The sequence below is a fragment of the Tessaracoccus sp. OH4464_COT-324 genome (genome assembly GCF_003932855.1).
Classification (GTDB): Bacteria; Actinomycetota; Actinomycetes; order Propionibacteriales; family Propionibacteriaceae; genus Arachnia.
Map to the genome: position 1 here is coordinate 182,132 of NZ_RQYZ01000001.1, position 15,987 is coordinate 198,118.

16 protein-coding genes and 1 tRNA gene are annotated in these 15,987 nt (G+C 65.4%); 9 read left to right on the forward strand and 8 right to left on the reverse strand.

Features of this window, described 5'->3' with window-relative positions; all coding sequences use genetic code 11:
- Positions 1-7 precede the first annotated feature (7 nt).
- Positions 8-1,396 (reverse strand): trehalose-6-phosphate synthase, encoded by a 1,389-nt coding sequence (locus tag EII42_RS00905; RefSeq protein WP_125170221.1) that lies wholly within the window; start codon positions 1,394-1,396, stop codon positions 8-10.
- Positions 1,397-1,454: 58 nt separating this feature from the next.
- On the opposite strand from EII42_RS00905, the gene otsB reads away from it, so the two are divergent.
- From otsB to EII42_RS00920, 3 genes are all read left to right on the forward strand, one after another.
- Positions 1,455-2,258: a trehalose-phosphatase gene (otsB, locus tag EII42_RS00910; protein WP_125170222.1), complete on the forward strand. Its 804-nt coding sequence runs from the start codon at positions 1,455-1,457 to the stop codon at positions 2,256-2,258.
- 30 nt (positions 2,259-2,288) lie between these two features.
- Positions 2,289-2,362, forward strand: a tRNA-Ile gene (locus tag EII42_RS00915).
- Between the two features lie 89 nt (positions 2,363-2,451).
- Positions 2,452-2,940 (forward strand): hypothetical protein, encoded by a 489-nt coding sequence (locus EII42_RS00920; protein ID WP_199729756.1) that lies wholly within the window; start codon positions 2,452-2,454, stop codon positions 2,938-2,940.
- A gap of 12 nt (positions 2,941-2,952) precedes the next feature.
- On the opposite strand, the gene EII42_RS00925 is transcribed toward EII42_RS00920, so the two are convergent.
- Positions 2,953-3,765: a hypothetical protein gene (locus EII42_RS00925; RefSeq protein WP_125170223.1), complete on the reverse strand. Its 813-nt coding sequence runs from the start codon at positions 3,763-3,765 to the stop codon at positions 2,953-2,955.
- A 92-nt stretch (positions 3,766-3,857) separates the two neighbouring features.
- On the opposite strand from EII42_RS00925, the gene EII42_RS00930 reads away from it, so the two are divergent.
- From EII42_RS00930 to EII42_RS00950, 5 genes are read left to right on the forward strand one after another with little or no spacing between them, the layout of a single operon-like run.
- A complete protein-coding gene (locus tag EII42_RS00930) occupies positions 3,858-4,946 on the forward strand; it encodes an AAA family ATPase (RefSeq protein ID WP_370318077.1) in 1,089 nt (362 codons plus the stop codon).
- Positions 4,947-4,948: 2 nt separating this feature from the next.
- Positions 4,949-5,986 carry a DUF58 domain-containing protein gene (locus EII42_RS00935; RefSeq protein WP_233558214.1) on the forward strand — a complete coding sequence of 346 codons (1,038 nt, stop codon included), beginning with the start codon at positions 4,949-4,951 and terminating at the stop codon, positions 5,984-5,986.
- Between the two features lie 2 nt (positions 5,987-5,988).
- Positions 5,989-6,948: a VWA domain-containing protein gene (locus EII42_RS00940; RefSeq protein ID WP_125170226.1), complete on the forward strand. Its 960-nt coding sequence runs from the start codon at positions 5,989-5,991 to the stop codon at positions 6,946-6,948.
- A complete protein-coding gene (locus tag EII42_RS00945; protein WP_125170227.1) occupies positions 6,945-7,901 on the forward strand; it encodes a VWA domain-containing protein in 957 nt (318 codons plus the stop codon). The genes EII42_RS00940 and EII42_RS00945 overlap by 4 nt, the downstream gene beginning before the upstream one ends.
- Positions 7,892-8,644 carry a YggS family pyridoxal phosphate-dependent enzyme gene (locus EII42_RS00950; RefSeq protein ID WP_125170228.1) on the forward strand — a complete coding sequence of 251 codons (753 nt, stop codon included), beginning with the start codon at positions 7,892-7,894 and terminating at the stop codon, positions 8,642-8,644. Before EII42_RS00945 ends, EII42_RS00950 begins: the two co-directional genes overlap by 10 nt.
- Here the strand turns inward: EII42_RS00950 and EII42_RS00955 are convergent.
- Positions 8,604-10,418: a S9 family peptidase gene (locus EII42_RS00955; RefSeq protein WP_125170229.1), complete on the reverse strand. Its 1,815-nt coding sequence runs from the start codon at positions 10,416-10,418 to the stop codon at positions 8,604-8,606. The two genes, EII42_RS00950 and EII42_RS00955, sit on opposite strands and share 41 nt — an antisense overlap.
- A 166-nt stretch (positions 10,419-10,584) precedes the next feature.
- Between EII42_RS00955 and EII42_RS00960 the strand changes: the two genes are divergently transcribed.
- Positions 10,585-11,079 carry a DUF3145 family protein gene (locus EII42_RS00960; protein WP_125170230.1) on the forward strand — a complete coding sequence of 165 codons (495 nt, stop codon included), beginning with the start codon at positions 10,585-10,587 and terminating at the stop codon, positions 11,077-11,079.
- 97 nt (positions 11,080-11,176) lie between these two features.
- On the opposite strand, the gene EII42_RS00965 is transcribed toward EII42_RS00960, so the two are convergent.
- The 5 genes from EII42_RS00965 to EII42_RS00985 all read right to left on the reverse strand — a co-directional run bounded on the left by EII42_RS00965 (position 11,177) and on the right by EII42_RS00985 (position 15,977).
- Positions 11,177-12,418: a beta-ketoacyl synthase gene (locus tag EII42_RS00965; RefSeq protein ID WP_125170231.1), complete on the reverse strand. Its 1,242-nt coding sequence runs from the start codon at positions 12,416-12,418 to the stop codon at positions 11,177-11,179.
- A 65-nt stretch (positions 12,419-12,483) separates the two neighbouring features.
- On the reverse strand, positions 12,484-12,729 hold the full coding sequence (locus tag EII42_RS00970; protein ID WP_125170232.1) for an acyl carrier protein: 246 nt from the start codon (positions 12,727-12,729) through the stop codon (positions 12,484-12,486).
- A 22-nt stretch (positions 12,730-12,751) separates the two neighbouring features.
- Positions 12,752-13,729, reverse strand: a complete 978-nt coding sequence (locus EII42_RS00975; protein WP_125170233.1) for a beta-ketoacyl-ACP synthase III — start codon at positions 13,727-13,729, stop codon at positions 12,752-12,754.
- Positions 13,730-13,737: 8 nt separating this feature from the next.
- A complete protein-coding gene (locus EII42_RS00980; RefSeq protein WP_125170434.1) occupies positions 13,738-14,646 on the reverse strand; it encodes an ACP S-malonyltransferase in 909 nt (302 codons plus the stop codon).
- Between the two features lie 143 nt (positions 14,647-14,789).
- Positions 14,790-15,977, reverse strand: coding sequence for a CdaR family transcriptional regulator (locus EII42_RS00985; protein WP_125170234.1), 1,188 nt, complete (start codon positions 15,975-15,977; stop codon positions 14,790-14,792).
- Positions 15,978-15,987: the final 10 nt, after the last annotated feature.

The window sequence follows — 15,987 nt, forward strand, 5'->3', positions numbered from 1 at the left end:
TCCCATGTTAGCCAGTGTTTCCAGCGAGATCTGTGAGGAAACTCTCTGCCCAGCGGTCGATGGTGTGCGTCGATACCTGTTTTTTCAGGGCCCGCATCCTTCGGGAGCGTTCGCGATACGAGTCGGTGAGGGCCTGCATGAAGACATTCTTCATGTGGTTCAGATCGTAGGGGTTGACGCTGTAGGCCTGGCGGAGCTCCTTCGCTGCACCGGCAAACTCGCTCAGCACGAGTGCACCGCCGTTGCTCGGGTGGCAGGCCACGTACTCCTTGGCAACCAGGTTCATGCCGTCGCGCAGCGGGGTGACCAGCATCACGTTCGCGATGCGGTACAGCGCAGCCATCGTGTGGCGTGGATAGCCGCGATGCATGTAGACGATGGGGGAGCGCCCCAGGCCTGCGGCCTCCGAATTGATTCTCCCGACCAGCAGGTCGATGTCGTCTCTCAGTCGCTGGTACTCTCCTACGCCTTCGCGCGACGGCGTGGCGACTTGGACGTAGACTGTGTCCTTTGGATCAAGACGGCCCTCGCTGAACAGTTCGCCCATGGCGCGGATGCGTTGGCGGAGCCCTTTCGTGTAATCGAGGCGATCCACGCCGAGGAACATGTTCTTGGGTTGCCCCAGGTCGCGATGGAGTTGCTCGGCCTCTGCCAGGGTGTCCGGGTGGTTGGCGAGTTCGATGAACCCCGCGGTGTCGATGGAAATGGGGTATGCGCGCGCCGCGCAGTATCGGTCGTCGACGGAGACCCTGCCGGATTCCACGGGAAGTTTCAGCCGAGTGCGCGCCAAGCGCAGGAAGTTGGCGGAGCCACCGGAGGTCTGGAAACCGACGAGATCGGCGCCTAGCAGCCCCTGCAGGATCTCACGTCGCCACGGCAGCTGGGCGAAGATCTCGGTGGGTGGAAATGGGATGTGTAGAAAGAAGCCGATGCGCAGGTCCTGTCGCAGTTCGCGTAGCATTTTGGGGACCAACTGGAGCTGATAGTCCTGGACCCAAACGGTTGCCCCGGGTGCAGCCACATCTGCCGCGGCTCGGGCGAAGCGTGCGTTCACCGAGACGTAGGAGTCCCACCATTCCCGGTGGAACTCGGGGAAGGCAACCGTGTCGTGGTAGAGCGGCCACAGCGTCGCGTTGGAGAAGCCTTCGTAGTATTCCTCGACTTCCAGGCCGCTCAGAGCGACGGGGACCACGTCGTAGCCTTCGTGCCGAAAGGGAGACACGAGCTCGTCGGGAGCGCCGTGCCAGCCTATCCACGCGCCGCCGCGCGCCCGCATTACGGGCTCGAGCGCGGTCACGAGTCCACCCGGTGAGGTGCGCCACGTTTCGGCTCCGGAAGCGTCGTGAACTCGGTCGACAGGCAAGCGGTTGGCTACAACAACGAATGAAGCTGACATGTTCCTCCTTGCTCGTCTTCCACCCTAGCGAAGACGATTCCGTGAAAAGGTGGTAAGCATGAAGTTTTTTTCAACGAAGTCCGGGTGTGCATCCGAGTTCGTGGCCGAACACCGCGCGGATCCGGGTGGAACGCTTGTAGCGCTAGATTTTGATGGCACGCTGGCCGAGATCGTGCCGAACCCGGAAGAAGCGACCATCCATCCGGGCGCACGGCGACAGCTGGCCCGGCTGGTGGCGCAAGCGGGCCACGTCGTGATCATCACCGGGCGTCCGGTGGACCAGGTCCGTCGGCTCGGTGACTTGGACGATCTGCTCGATCGCCTAGTGGTGTTCGGCCAGTACGGATCGGAGCGGCTGGACGCCTGCGGGCTGCACCTACCGCCCACTCCTGCTGGGGTGGAGAGGGCTCGGGCGGGGTTGGTCGAGATAGCGGAGAAGAACAGTGGGGTATTCGTCGAGGACAAGCGGATCGCGGTGGCCGTGCACACCCGGCGGGCCGCGCCAGGGACCCTGCAGCGGATTTCCGACGAGGTGCTCCGCTTGGCAGCCGACTGTGGACTGCGGGCGGAACCCGGGCGCGAGGTGATCGAGTTGCGTGCACATCGGGTGTCGAAGGGCGACACCCTGCGTGCGCAACTCGCGGAGCTTGCGCCACGAAGGGTAGCGATGGTGGGTGATGATTTGGGTGATCTACCCGCTTTCGAGGTGGTTTCCGAAGCACGACGACGCGGCCTTCGGGGAGTGAACGTCGTGTCCGGTTCTGCGGAGCGTCCCGAGCTGGCAAACCTCGCCGATGTGCTCTGCGCTGGCCCGGCTGGTGTGGCGGGTTGGTTAGCGGAATTGACCGCAGCTTGCTTTTGACCCCATGTTGTTCGGTAGGCTGTGTGGCCGGGGGCGTTAGCTCAGCCGGTCAGAGCAGGGGACTCATAATCCCTGGGTCGCGGGTTCGAGCCCCGCACGCCCCACACAGCCCCGGGTGGTCCTGGTCACCCGGGGCACGTTCTGTCTCCGGATCGAATGGCATCCGTTTAATACCCCGGGTAGTATTCGCTGGGTGATCCGCTTTCTAGCCAAGGCCCGACAGGGGCTTAAACTTTGGAGTCTCCGGCAGTGGCTCGTGGCACTCGCCGGCGGCCTTGGGTCGGCGCTGCTGCTTGGCCTGGCCACCGTGTTGATCCCGAATCCCGTCTTTGGGCGCGACATCGCCCCGGTGTGGTGGAACTATCCTGTCTGGTTGCTCACGACCGCGCTGATGGGCATGCTGTTGGCCACCTACTTCGCTGACAGCGGACTGGGCTCCAGGCGAGAAAGAAGAACGACCAGGTTCGGGATGATGGGTTCCGCGCTCGCATGGTTCGCGGTTGGGTGCCCGGTCTGCAACAAGATTGCGCTGCTTGCTCTCGGGTATTCGGGAGCCATTGCGTGGTTCGCCCCAGTGCAGCCGTTCCTGGGCGTGTTGGCGGTCCTCCTCACCGGCGGGGCTCTCGTCGTCCGGCTGGGGGGCGCCGTCGAGTGCCCCGTCGATCCGGGCCTGACCAAATGAGCTGGTAGAGGGCTAAAGCCTGCGGTTCTTGGTGGGCTCCCCGCTGGTGGACTGGCTGGGATCGGGGGTGCTGGAGTCTTCGCCACTCGGGCTAGCGCTGTCCGGGGACTCGAACTGTGGGGAGCCGGAGGGGGGAGAGCCGCCTCCCACCGGTGGCGGGGGCGAGACCAAGGGGGCGTTCTGGAAGGCTAGCAATGCCAGCAGCAGGGCCAACGCACTCAGCAGAAGCATCAGCAGCCAGGAAACCAGGATGGAAAGCCAACCGTCGCGATCTTTTCGCCCGGGCCAGGCCAGCGGCCAAATCCGTGTTCGGCCGGGGTTCGTGGCCTCAGCCCAGTGCAGGGCAAACTCCGGGCCACTGGGCTCGCCCAGCGGGGAAGATGCGGCCAGATCGACCGCGTTCAACACCCGCAAGGCCTCGCGTACGGCCTCCGTGCTGCCGTCGAAGGCGAGCGCCGCCCAGGGCGCCAGGGGGGCGAGGCCAGCCAGCTGGGGGTCCTCCCGAGGCCGGAAACGAACCGCCAGCCTACCCTCGTCCTGCCCCTGGCCACCCCGTGCGATGACCGTGTCGATGTCCATGGAGTTGATCTCGCCGGCAAAGCGCGAACGGGCGGCTGCGTCCGCGGCGGCGCCTTCGCTGAGCAGGAGGAGCATGACGCTGTGCCCGTCGGTTTCGTGTGCCGAGTAGGCGACGCCTGCGGGCGTCGCGGCCAACCGGGAATCCAGCCAGTAGTCGTCGAGGCGCACCGGGTCGCTGCTCTCCAGCGGCAGATGCGCGCGGAAAGGATCGCGGTCGGCGGGGTTCTGGCTTTCTCCTGTGCTCATCAGGGTCAATCTCACCACACCTGAACGGGCAGATGCGACCCAGGGGCGGTGGCCCTGAAGTATTGCACAGCGAACGGCGGTATCGTGTGCACGTGACCTACGGGAATGAGAACAAGGAAGCCGAGCAAATCGGGGCGCAGCAGCAGCTGCCGCAAACAGTCGCCGAGGCGTCGCAGCTGTTGGGCAGGGCTATCAGCCAGGTGCAGCGCGTCATCGTCGGGCAGGAGCACATGGTGCAGCAACTGATGGTGTCGCTCCTGGCCAAGGGGCACTGTTTGCTCGAGGGCGTGCCGGGGGTGGCTAAGACGCTGGCCGTGCGCAGCTTCTCGGATGTGGTCGGCGGTGAGTTCGCCCGCGTCCAGTTCACCCCGGACCTAGTACCATCCGACATCGTGGGCACACGGATTTACTCCGCTAAGTCTGAGACCTTCGAGGTAGAACTAGGCCCGGTTTTCGTCAACTTCGTTCTTGCCGACGAGATCAACCGTGCCCCGGCGAAAGTGCAGTCGGCGATGCTGGAGCTGATGGCCGAAAAGCAGGTGTCGTTGGCGGGCAGGACCTACCCAGCGCCCAACCCCTTCATCGTTATTGCGACGCAGAACCCGGTTGAATCCGAGGGTGTCTATCCTCTGCCCGAGGCGCAGCGCGACCGTTTCCTGCTGAAAGTCGACGTGCCCTACCCGCGTGGCAACGAGGAACTGGAGATCCTTCGCCGGATGTCGGTGACGCCGCCGAAAGCTCACCGAGTGCTCAACCCGGAGTTGATCCGGCATCTGCAGCAGATGGCGGGCAACGTCTACGTACACAACCTGGTCGCCGAGTACATCGTGCGCCTCGTGCTGGCCACCCGGGAGCCTGCGGACTTCGGCATGGCTGATCTGGGGGACGTGATCCAGATCGGATGCTCACCGCGCGCCACGCTGGGCCTGGTGGCGGCGTCGCGGGCGCTCGCGCTCATCAACGGCAGGGACTACGTGCTACCCACCGACGTGCAGGCAGTTGCGCGCGACGTGATGGCGCACCGTCTGGTGTTGGGTTTTGACGCGCTGGCGGACAACATCAATCCGGTGGACGTGATCGAGCGGGTGGTCGCCATGGTACCTGCCCCCACCCCGGTCTGGAATCAGAACACCCGAGCTGAAGCACTCAAGCAGCATGCGCACGAGCCGGGGCGCGGCTGATCGTGGTTTCCTTCGAGCCAGCAGATACCCTGGGCGCGGCCGAGTCGGTTCTTCGCCCGCCCAGCGGCCCGACGCTGCCACTCAGCCGCTTGGCGCCCGAGGCTGCGCTCAGGCGCCTTGAGTTGACGGTGGTTCGTCGGCTTGAGGGGTTCCTGCAAGGCGATCACCTTGGGCTGCTGCCCGGTCCGGGCACGGACACGAACGACGCGCGTGTCTACCAGCCAGGGCAGGACGATGTCCGAATGATCGACTGGGCGGTCACCGCCCGCACGGGGACCCCTCACGTGCGCGACACGATTGCTGATCGGGAGCTGGAAATCTGGGCGCTGCTCGACCTGACGCCGTCGATGAACTGGGGAACCGCGGGCATCACCAAGCGCGATCTGGGCATCGCTGCGATCGCGACCATCGGCTTTCTCAGCCAGAAGATGGGCGACCGCTTTGGCGGGCTCCTGATGCGCCCCGACGGCGTGACCCGCCGCCCGGCGCGCAGCGGACGGATGGCGCTGTACGGTCTGCTCCGTACGATGCTGGAGGAGCCGATCGTCGAGGACGTCTCCTCAGCCAAGTTCGAGCTGGGTGACGGCATTGAGCAGTTGTCGCGCATGCAACGCAGAAGAGGCATGCGGGTTGTGGTCAGCGATTTCCTGACCCCGGGTGAGGCCGTCGTTGATGCGAACTCGCCGCCGCCTTGGGAACGGGCATTGCGCAGGCTCGGCGTGCGGAATCAGGTGCTCTGTGTGGAAGTGCTTGACGCCGCGGAACTGGACTTCCCCGACGTGGGAGAACTGCTGATCCGCGACCCGGAGACGGACTTCGCCCGCTACATTAACACCTCTGATCCCGCTGCCCGCCAGCGCATGAACGCGGCAACTAGAGCGCAGCGCGAACGGGTGGCCGCAGCTATCCGACGTGCGGGCGCCGGCCACATCCGGCTCCGCACCGACTCCGACTGGGTGGCCGACATCGCCCGCTTCGTCTTGAACTACCGGCGCACCGCGGCCACCCTGCATCAGCCGCCCCAGGGGGTGAGCAAGTAGTGATGTCGTGGTTTCCAGAGTTCGAGTCACCCGATCGGCTGTGGGCCCTGCTGCTCATTCCGGTCTTCATCGTCGTATATCTGATCTTCCTGCGGATGAAGAAGCGCTTCTCGATGAGGTTCACCAACACCGGCCTGCTGAAGCGGGTGGCCCGAAGCCAACGCCGGTGGACGCGCCACGTCGCGGTGGCTCTGTCCCTGAGTTCCTTGGCGGTTCTGACGCTGGCCTGGGCGGAGCCACTCGGCGTAGACAAGGTGCGCCGTGAGCGGGCCACGATCATACTGATGATCGATGTTTCCCAGTCAATGCAGGCCACCGACGTGGCCCCCAGCCGCCTGGAAGCAGCGAAGCAGGAGGCCCGGCGTTATGTTGAGTCACTGCCTGAAGGCTACAACGTCGCCTTGATCGAGCTGAGCGGCTCGCCGAATCTTCGGATGCCGCCATCCGTGGACCGGGGCGTGGTGCTGCGGGCCATTGACGCGTTGACCCTGAGCGACGGCACCGCAATCGGGGATGCGATTGCGGTTGCCCTGGATGCGCTCCGGCTGGCCCCCGACGCGGATGGGGATAAGGGGGTTCCGGCGCTGGCGGTCATTCTGTCCGACGGAGCAAATACCGACGGGGCGGACCCCCTGGCCGCGGCCGATCAGGCCAAGGACATCCTGCCGATTTACTCGATCGCCTACGGTACGGAGAACGGTTACGTGGACATTGACGGTAAGCGGGAGCCGGTGCCGCCGGACTACGATCTGCTGGAGCAGATCGCCCAGCGCACCAAGGGGAAGAGCGTCAGCGCGGACAGCGCTCAGGCCCTGCGCGACGCCTACCAGGAGTTGGACAGCGCATACGCTTACGAGGATGTGAAGAAACCAATCACCGGGCAATACGTGCTTGTGGCACTAGCTTTCGCGATCCTGGCGGCGGTCGGCGCGGTCCTGATGGCTTCGAGGTGGCCGCGATGATCGAACTTGTTTTGGACTTCCAATATCCGGATAGGCTCTGGGCGCTGCTGGCCTTGCCCCTCGTCGCGCTGCTCTATCTGATGCTGTCCGGGCGGACGCCGCCTCGACCGAGAAACCGCCTGTCGAGGGTCCTGCCGCAGCAGGCGGCTTGGAAACGGCACCTCGCGGTTCTCATGTCGTTGTCTAGCCTGGCAATGCTGGTGGTCGCCTGGGCCATCCCCAGTGGTTACGGTAGGCAGCCGCGGGAGCGGGCCACCGTCGTGCTGACGATTGATGTTTCGTGGTCGATGGAGGCCGAAGACGTGGAGCCCAACAGGTTCGCGGCAGCCAAGGACTCGGCTTCGGCGTTCATCCGTTCCCTGCCGCGCGGCTTCAACGTCGCCCTGGTGGCCTTCGCCGGGACCGCCCAACTCGTGGTTCCGCCAACCACCGACCACAACGCGGTGGAGCGGGCGGTCAACTCTCTGGAGTTGGCCCCCTCCACCGCAATCGGGGAGGGAATCCACACCTCGCTGAACGCGCTTGCTCTGGTTCCGCCGGATCCCGCCCACCCGGACGAAGTTGCCCCAGCGGTGATCGTTCTGCTCTCCGATGGCGCGACAAACCTCGGCCGGGATTCCATCAACGCGGCCACGCACTCGGCGGAACTCGGGGTGCCGATCTACACCATCGCCTACGGCACGGAGGACGGTGTCGTGATCGACAAAGAGGGACGCACCCAGCGGGTCCCGGTGGATCATTACGAGTTGCGCGAAGTGGCAAAGAAATCCGGCGGCAAGAAGTTTGCCGCGGAAAGCGCCAGCGAACTCAAGGAGACCTACGAGGCAATCAGCCAATCGGTGGGTTACGAAGATGTCCTGGTGGAGATCACGGATCAGTACGCAGGCTACGCCCTTGTTTTTGCCGTGTTGGCGGCGCTCGGCGTCATTTCCCTGGGCGCAAGATGGCCGTAGCGGAGCACCTGGCGGAGGTCCAACGACGGATCGACCTGGCCGCTGAAGAGGCGGGTAGGTCGAGTTCCGAGATTCGGCTGATGCCGGTCACCAAATTCCATCCCGTTGAGCGAATGATTGAGTGCGCCGAGGCCGGTTACGGCTACTTCGGAGAGAACCGTCCACAGGAGCTATTCGCGAAGCGGCAACTGCTGCCCGACGCCCAACTCGTCATGATCGGGAATGTGCAGCGCAACAAGGCCAAGCTGATTGCCGAAGCGGCCAGCGAGCTGCATTCGCTGGACTCGCTGGCCCTGGCTGAGACGTTGCAGCGTCGGCTGGACGCGCTCGGTAGGCGGCTTCCGGTGCTGATCCAGGTGAACACCTCCGGCGAGGCACAGAAGTCTGGCGTGGCGCCGGAGAACCTGCTGGATTTTGTTGCGCACCTCCGCCCATTCGATGCGCTGGAGCTTCGGGGACTGATGACGATAGCGGTGGCCTCACCAGACGGGGAACTGGTTTCCCGGTGTTTCAGCCGTCTGGGCGAGTGTCAAAGGCGGTTGCGGCACGCCGCGAGCGAACACGACTGGCGGGAGTTGTCCATGGGCATGTCGGGCGACTTCGAACTGGCGATCGGCCAAGGGGCGACGATAGTGCGCGTCGGCACCGCGATCTTCGGTGCGCGAGGAGGTGGGGGCCACGGGACGGCCGAGGCCCCCACGCTCAGAGGTTTTCGATCGGGAGACGAGGGATGTCCTCGCTGAGCGGGAGCCCGAACACCTGCTCCAGGAAAGACAGCTCGGCTGCCAGGGCCATCCCACGGGCGTGCATGGTGCGGAAACCGTGGGCTTCCTCCTCGAATGTCACGAGAGCCAAGGGCTTGCCGGTGGAGCGCACGGCTTCAGCCATCTTGTAGGCCTGGCCCGGGGGCACCACCTTGTCCTTGAGCCCCTGCAGGATCAGCATGGGGGTCTTCAGCTTGTCCAGGTGGTGGATGGGGGAGCGCTCCCGGTACACGTCGGCAGCCTCAGGCCACGGCCCAACCAGCGAGAACGGGTAGCGCGACTCGAACTTGTGGGTGTCCTTGACGAGCATCTCCAGGTCGCCAACGCCGTAGCGGGAAAGGCCCGCGCCGAACACGTCCGTGGTGGTCAGCGCGCGCAGCGTCGTGTATCCGCCGGCGCTGCCGCCGGCGATGGCTACGCGGTCGGGGTCGATCAGCCCGGATTGGGCCAAGTCATCGACCACGTTGACCACATCCTCCACCTCCGCGACGCCCCACAGACCCTTGAGCGCGTCGCGGTAGGCGCGGCCGAAGCCGGTGGAGCCACGGTAGTTGACGTCGGCGATAGCGAAACCGCGGGAGAGCCAGAACTGGAACTCCTCGTTGTAGGATGCGGTGGCCTGCGAGGTCGGACCGCCGTGCGTCTTGACGATCACCGGCGGGTTCTCCACTCCCCTCGGGGAGTAGAACCAGTAGTGGACCTGCCCTGCGTGTCGGGCGACTGGCTTGGCCACCAGCGGGGAGGCGTCGCCGCCGGCAATGATCTCGGTCTCGCCGGTGGGGCAGATGGAGATGAGCGAGGACGGGCGGTCCGCCCAGGAGGCGATCACGTACAGCCGATCGGCGTAGGTAGCCACAGAGTCGATCCACACCGTTCCGGGAAGCGGGTAGGTGACGCCACCAGTTGAGGGCTGCCAGAGCGCGAGTCGCCCGTAGCCGTCGGAGATGTCGATGGTTGCCACCAGATCGGAGCCCACGGCGCAGGCGGCCGGTCGGTCGAGCACCCAGACTGGGGTGTCGCAATCGCGCGGCAGGGCGAACGTCGAGCGCCCGCTCTCGTCGACGACGTGCCAGTTCCAGTAGAGCGTCTCGTCGGTGGTGTAGGCCAACGTGTCGGGAGCCAGCCACATCGGGTGCTGTGCGCTTACCCCGTCGGCGGCAAACACGCAGTGTGGGTTCTCGGGGTCATCGAGGCTGGCCTTCCAAATGGACGAGGTGTCCCAGCCCATGTTGGGATGGTCCCATTGCTGCCAAGCGACGACCCGGTCGCGCACGCGCGGCCCGGCGTAGAAGTCAGCGCCGCTGGCCACGACACTGCCCAGCGAAACCTGGTCGAGCGGCAGCGCCACCACTTCCGTGCGGGGTTCGGAGCTGGCCTCGTGATCCTCGCGAACCGCGACGACGACACCGTCGGAGAGCTGAACGTGTAGGCCGCCGTAGAAGTATCGAGTTTGCTCGGGGGTCAGCGCACGACAGCCGGAGGAATCGAGAATGAATACCTGGTTGCTGCGGTCATCGTTGAAGACCACGGTGTCGTGCTCCGCGTCGTAGGCTCCTCCACCATACTCCATGACACGAGTGCGAACGGACGCTTCGGGCGTCAAATCGACGGTCTGTCCGTCGCTAAATCGGCGCACAGTGTTGCGCCCATCCTGGTTCGCAATGCTGGCCAGCCAATACACGCCAGACGAAGTCGCGCGCACCTGAGAGATGGTGTCGCGACGCTTGATTACGAATTCGAGCGGCAAGGTCATGAACCCTTCTTAGGCCCCGATTCCGGCTTAGTCAACACGTGGCCGGGGTTTCGTCAGCAATTCGCTTAGGGCTGCGCTTGAAGCGAACCGACCAACTGGGGCAAGATGGGGGCCTAGCTCCTAGTGCTGAAGGCAGGGGAAGGCCGTCAGTCAGCTAGGAGGACAAGTGAGTTTTGCAGGCCAGGAAGCGCGAGGGGTCGTGTTCGTCCACTCGACGCCCGCAGCGCTCTGCCCACACATCGAGTGGGCCGTGCAGCGCGTTGTGCACTCAAGGCCCGCCATACGGTGGGTGGAGCAGCCCTACGAGTGTGCAATGCTGTGCTGCGACTGGTCCTGGGTTGGCCCGGTGGGGACGGGCGCTCGGCTCGCGAGCGAACTGGCGGCGATGGAGCGCATCCGTTTTGAGGTCACTGAGGAGCCTTCCCGGCGTGGGGAAGGGCAGCGTCACATGTTCACGCCGAGGTTGGGGCCCTTCAGCGCAACGACAGGCCTGCACGGGGATATCGTGCTCACCGAGCACGTGCTGCGGGCCGCGGCAGCCGCAGGCGAACTCCCTCATCGGCTCGACGAACTGTTGGGTGGCCCTTGGGACGAGGAGTTGGAGCCCTACCGCTCGGGCGAAACCCCCCAACCGACGAGGAGGCTCTACCTGGTGGGGTGATCCCGCCGGGGGCACAGGCTGCCGCTCTGGTCAGCCGAAGCGGGTCCTCGGTCAACCAGAGCAGCAGGCCGGATCCTGAGAGTGCTGGACGCAGACGTCAGATGTTCTCGTTGGTGCAGACGATGGCGACGTTGTGCCCACCGAAACCGAACGAGTTATTCACTGCTGCCAGGAAGCCGTCGGGCAGTGAGCGGACCTCCTTTGCGATGTCGATGCCCAGGCCGGGTTCTTCGTTGTCCAGGTTGATGGTGGGCGGCACCTTGCGCTCGTGGAGCGCAAGAACGCTGGCCACCGTCTCCAGCGCACCTGCTCCGCCGAGCAGGTGGCCGGTCATCGACTTGGTTGACGTTACGATGGCCTGGGTGTCGTCGCCCAGCGCCCGGCGGATTGATCCGGCCTCGGTAGTGTCCCCTTGCGGAGTGGAGGTGCCGTGCGCGTTAACGTGCACCACGTCGCGGGGGGCCAGGTCGGCTTCCTTCAACGCCTTGATCATGGCCTGCGACTGGCCGTACCCGTCCGGGTCAGGCTGCACCAGGTCATGCGAGTCCGCGGTGATGCCCGACGAGCGCAGCGTTCCATAGATTCTGGCGCCGCGTGCTTGTGCGTGCTCCAGCCGCTCAAGCACCAGCAGCGCCGCGCCTTCGGCCAACACGAAGCCGTCGCGGTCCACGTCCCAGGGGCGGGAAGCGCGCTCGGGTTCGTCGTTGCGGCGGGACAGCGCCTGCATCTGGCCAAACGCGGCGATCGGGAAGGGGTGTACAACGCCCTCCGCACCCCCGGCGATGACCACGTCGGCCCGGCCCAGATGGATCATATCGATGGCTCCGGCGATGGCCTCGTTCGACGATGCGCAGGCGGACACCGGGGTGTGGACTCCTGCGCGTGCCTGGAAACGAAGGCCGATGTTTGCCGCGGGTGCGTTGGCCATCAGCATGGGGATCGTGAAGGGCGAGACCCGCCGGAGGCCGCGCTCACGCAGCGTATCCCACTGGGCGGTGATCGTCTGCAAGCCGCCGATCCCGGTAGCGGCGAATACTCCCAGACGGTCGGGGTCCACGTCGGGGTCGTCCAGGCTGAAACCTGCGTCAACCCAGGCTTCGAGCGCGGCCACCATCGCGAGCTGGGTGGAGCGATCCATGCGACGAGCGGCGACCCGATCCAGTTTCTCGGTGGGCTCGCACACCACCTCGGCCGCTATCCGGGTGGGAAACTCTTGCGCCCACTCGTAGGGCAGAGCCCGCACGCCGGAACGTCCGGCGAGCATCGCCTCCCAGGTTTCCGGCAGCGTGCCGCCGAGCGGGGTGGTGGCACCAAGGCCAGTTACAACTACGGTGGTCATCCCTCAGCTCCTGAACAGTTGGACGGGTCGGGTGGTGGGGCGGAATCCGCCCCACCCAGGTGGAATCAGGCCTGGGCCCGCTCGACGTAAGCGACGGCGTCGCCGACGGTTTTCAGGCTCTTGGAGTCCTCGTCCGGGATCTCGATGCCGAAGCGCTCCTCGCAGCCGTAGATGACCTCTACCATGCTGAGGGAGTCGACGCCCAGGTCCTCGATGAACGACTTGTCGAGCTGGACGTCCTCGACCGCGACTCCGGCAACGTCATTGACGATTTCTGCGATGGCGCTACGGATCTCTTCAGTGCTAGCCATGGTGTTTCCTTTCGTTTGTTATTCAGGGCAAGGTGATGACTTGGCCGGAAAAAACCAAGCCAGCACCGAAACCGATGATCAAAGCGGTCTGCCCGCTCGTGGCCTGCCCTGACTCAAGCAAGGCTTCAATTGCCAGCGGAATGGAGGCCGCTGACGTGTTCCCCATGGTGCGGATGTCGCGGGCCACGACGACACCCTCGGGGAGCTTTAGGTGGCGAAGCATCGAATCGGTGATGCGGTTGTTCGCCTGGTGGGGGATGAAAACGTCCAGCTCATCCGGTGCGATCCCTGCTCGTTGGAGGGCCTCCGCGGCTTTCTGTGCGATTACCGTCGTCGCCCACTTGAAGACCTTGGGACCTTCCATACGAATGTGCGGGTGCTCCTCGGCCTCGCGCCAGTCGTCAATGCTGATGACATCGTGCGCGTTCGAGTCCGAGCCCCACACAGTGGGCCCGACCCCGGGGGTCGGACTCGGACCGACGACCGCGGCGCCTGCGCCATCACCGAACAGGAAGGCGGTACTACGATCGGACATGTCCATGTATTCGCTGAGAACTTCCGAGCCGATGATCAGCACGTGTTCCGCGTTGCCCGCACGGATGAGGGAGTCGGCGAGGGAGAGCGCGTAGGAGAATCCGGCGCAGGCGGCCGAGATATCGAAGGCAGCCGCGGTGGGCATGCCCAGCTCTGCTGCCAAAAAGTTGGCCATCGAGGGTGTGTTTTTGTAGTGGGACACGGTGGAGACGATCACGGTGTCGATCTGCTCCGGGGCCACGCGTGAACGTTCTATCGCCTTGCGGGCGGCCTCCACGGCCAACGTGAGGGCGGATTCGCCCTCGCCGGCCCAGCGCCTCTCGGTGATCCCGGTGCGCTGCTCGATCCACTCGGGCGTGGAGTCGATCAAGGTGCACATCTCTTCGTTCGTGACCACACGGCTGGCCCGCGCGCCGCCCACACCCAGGATCCTGCTGTAGCGGTCCGTTTTGTTCACGTTGATCATGGGGCTCCTCAGCGGTTGCGATGCGCGGCGGCGAAGGCGCGCGCGTCGTCGAGTTGGTCTGGGGTGTTCAAGTTGAACAGCTCAACGCCCGGCAGGTTGCGCTTGGCAATGCCGGTCAGCGTTCCGGCTGGGGTCAGCTCCAGCAGGCCGGTAACCCCCAGCTCTGCGAGAGTATCCATGCAGAGGTCCCACCGAACGGGGTGGGCCACCTGACCGACCAGCCGCTCCAGGGCATCCGCGCCCGTGACGAGTGCGCCGTCGCGATTGGACAGCAGGCGAGTGTCGGTCTCACACGCGACGACCTGCTGCGCGGCCTGCTGCAACTCCGACACCGCGGGCTTCATGTGCACGGTGTGAAACGCACCGGCGACGCTCAGCGGGAACAGCCGGGCTCGACGTGGCGGATCCGCGGCGAATGCCGCCAGTTCCTCGACGGTACCGGCCGCGACGATCTGCCCCTTGCCGTTGTTGTTTGCCGGAGTCAAGCCGTGTGCCTGGATGGCAGCCAGCACCTCGCCGGTATCGCCGCCGACGACGGCTGTCATCGACGTGGGGCGTGCGGCGGAGGCAGCCGCCATCGCACGTCCCCGAACGGTCACGAGACGAGCGGCGTCGTCGACGCCGAAGACGCCCGCCAGGGCAGCCGCGGCGAGCTCGCCAACTGAGTGGCCCGCGTACACGTCGGCCTGCTCGCCGAGGGCGTGCGCGCTAGCGAGGGCAGCGGCGACGAGCAACGGCTGGGCGATCGCAGTGTCCCGGATGGTCTCGTCGTCGGCTTCGGTCCCGTAGGCGGCAAGATCAATTCCCGCTGCGGCGCTGAATGACTCCAGGGTCTCGGCGAAGGCGGGTAGTTCGAGCCAGGGGGTCAGGAACCCGGATTTCTGGGCGCCCTGTCCGGGCGCGACAATAGCGAACACAGTCATAACTCTGCCTTACCCGGAGCTTTCCGCCCGACTCCGAGAGGCACGAAAAACGATCGATCCGTTTTGTGGGGAAGCTACAAAGTGCCGGAGCAACGGACGCGGAGGACGGGTTTCCTGGTTGTCGGCGAAGCGCCAGCCTAGTGGTCGTGCAGCCTCCCCAACGTGATCGCCATTCGAAGTACGAAGGCTTCCCGAGGGGTTGCTGGGTTGTAGCCGGTGATCTCGGTGATGCGCTTCAACCGGTATCGGACGGTATTCGGATGAACATAGAGGGCTCGGGCGGTGGCCTCCATCGAAGCCCCGTGGTCGAGGAAGCTGACCACGGTTTCGAGCAGGTCCGGGTGGGTGGACAACTGGCCGTAGAGTTCGATGCCCAGGGTTCGGCGAGCGTGCCCGTCACCCGCGAGGGCCCGCTCGGGCAGGAGATCCGCGGCGAGCAGCACATTCGGTCCCTCGGGCCAAGCCACCGCGGCCCGGTAGCCCGAGGCGGCCTCCCGAGCGGAACGGCTGGCGGCGGCGAGCGTGGGGACAATGGGGCCGACGACCACGGAGCCGGGGGCGAAATGGGATTTGAGCTCGGACACTAGCCGGACGGTCTCGACGGGGGTGGTCACGGCCTGGCCGCCGAAGATGCAGACCAGGCGAGTTCCCTGGACGGTCGCCAGGGTGTCGAGGCGCAGCCGTGAGGCGGCGCGCCGCAGGTCATCGATGCTGGAGTCGGCACAGGCCCCCCCAATCACGACGACCACCTTGTTCTCACTGCGCCAACCAAGTGTGGAAGCCCGCGAAAGCACGACCTCGTCGGCCTCGCCGCGCACTACGGAATCGATCACGGAGGCCTCAAGGCGTGAATCCCACGCCCCTCGGGCCTCGGCGGCGCGGGCATATACCCCGGCCGCGGCGAACGCCACCTCCCGGGTGTACTGCAGGATCGCGAGTTGCAGGGCCGGCCGGTCGTTGCGGGGCAGCAGCTTGCCGATCTGCTCCTCCGCGACGACGGTGGTGGTGCGCACCAAATCCACGGTCTGGCCCAGGGAGATGCGCCTGGCCAGCAGGCGTGGGGCAGCCTCAAAAATGGATTCTGGATCGAAGGATTCACCCGCGAACCAGGAAACAAAGCCGTCGATCCCGGTGCGCGCAACCATCGAGATCCAGGAACGAGAGTCGGCGTCCAATGACTTGAACCAGTCGTGGTGCTCATCCAGCGCAGCGATCGCCGCGGTGTTGATCTCGGAGCTGACGTTTCGGAACCGTTTGATCAAGGCGGCCTTGCCCCGGACGTGTGGCGGCGAGGTGGGCGTCGTGCGCGCGGGCTCGTGGATCATCCACTCAGCC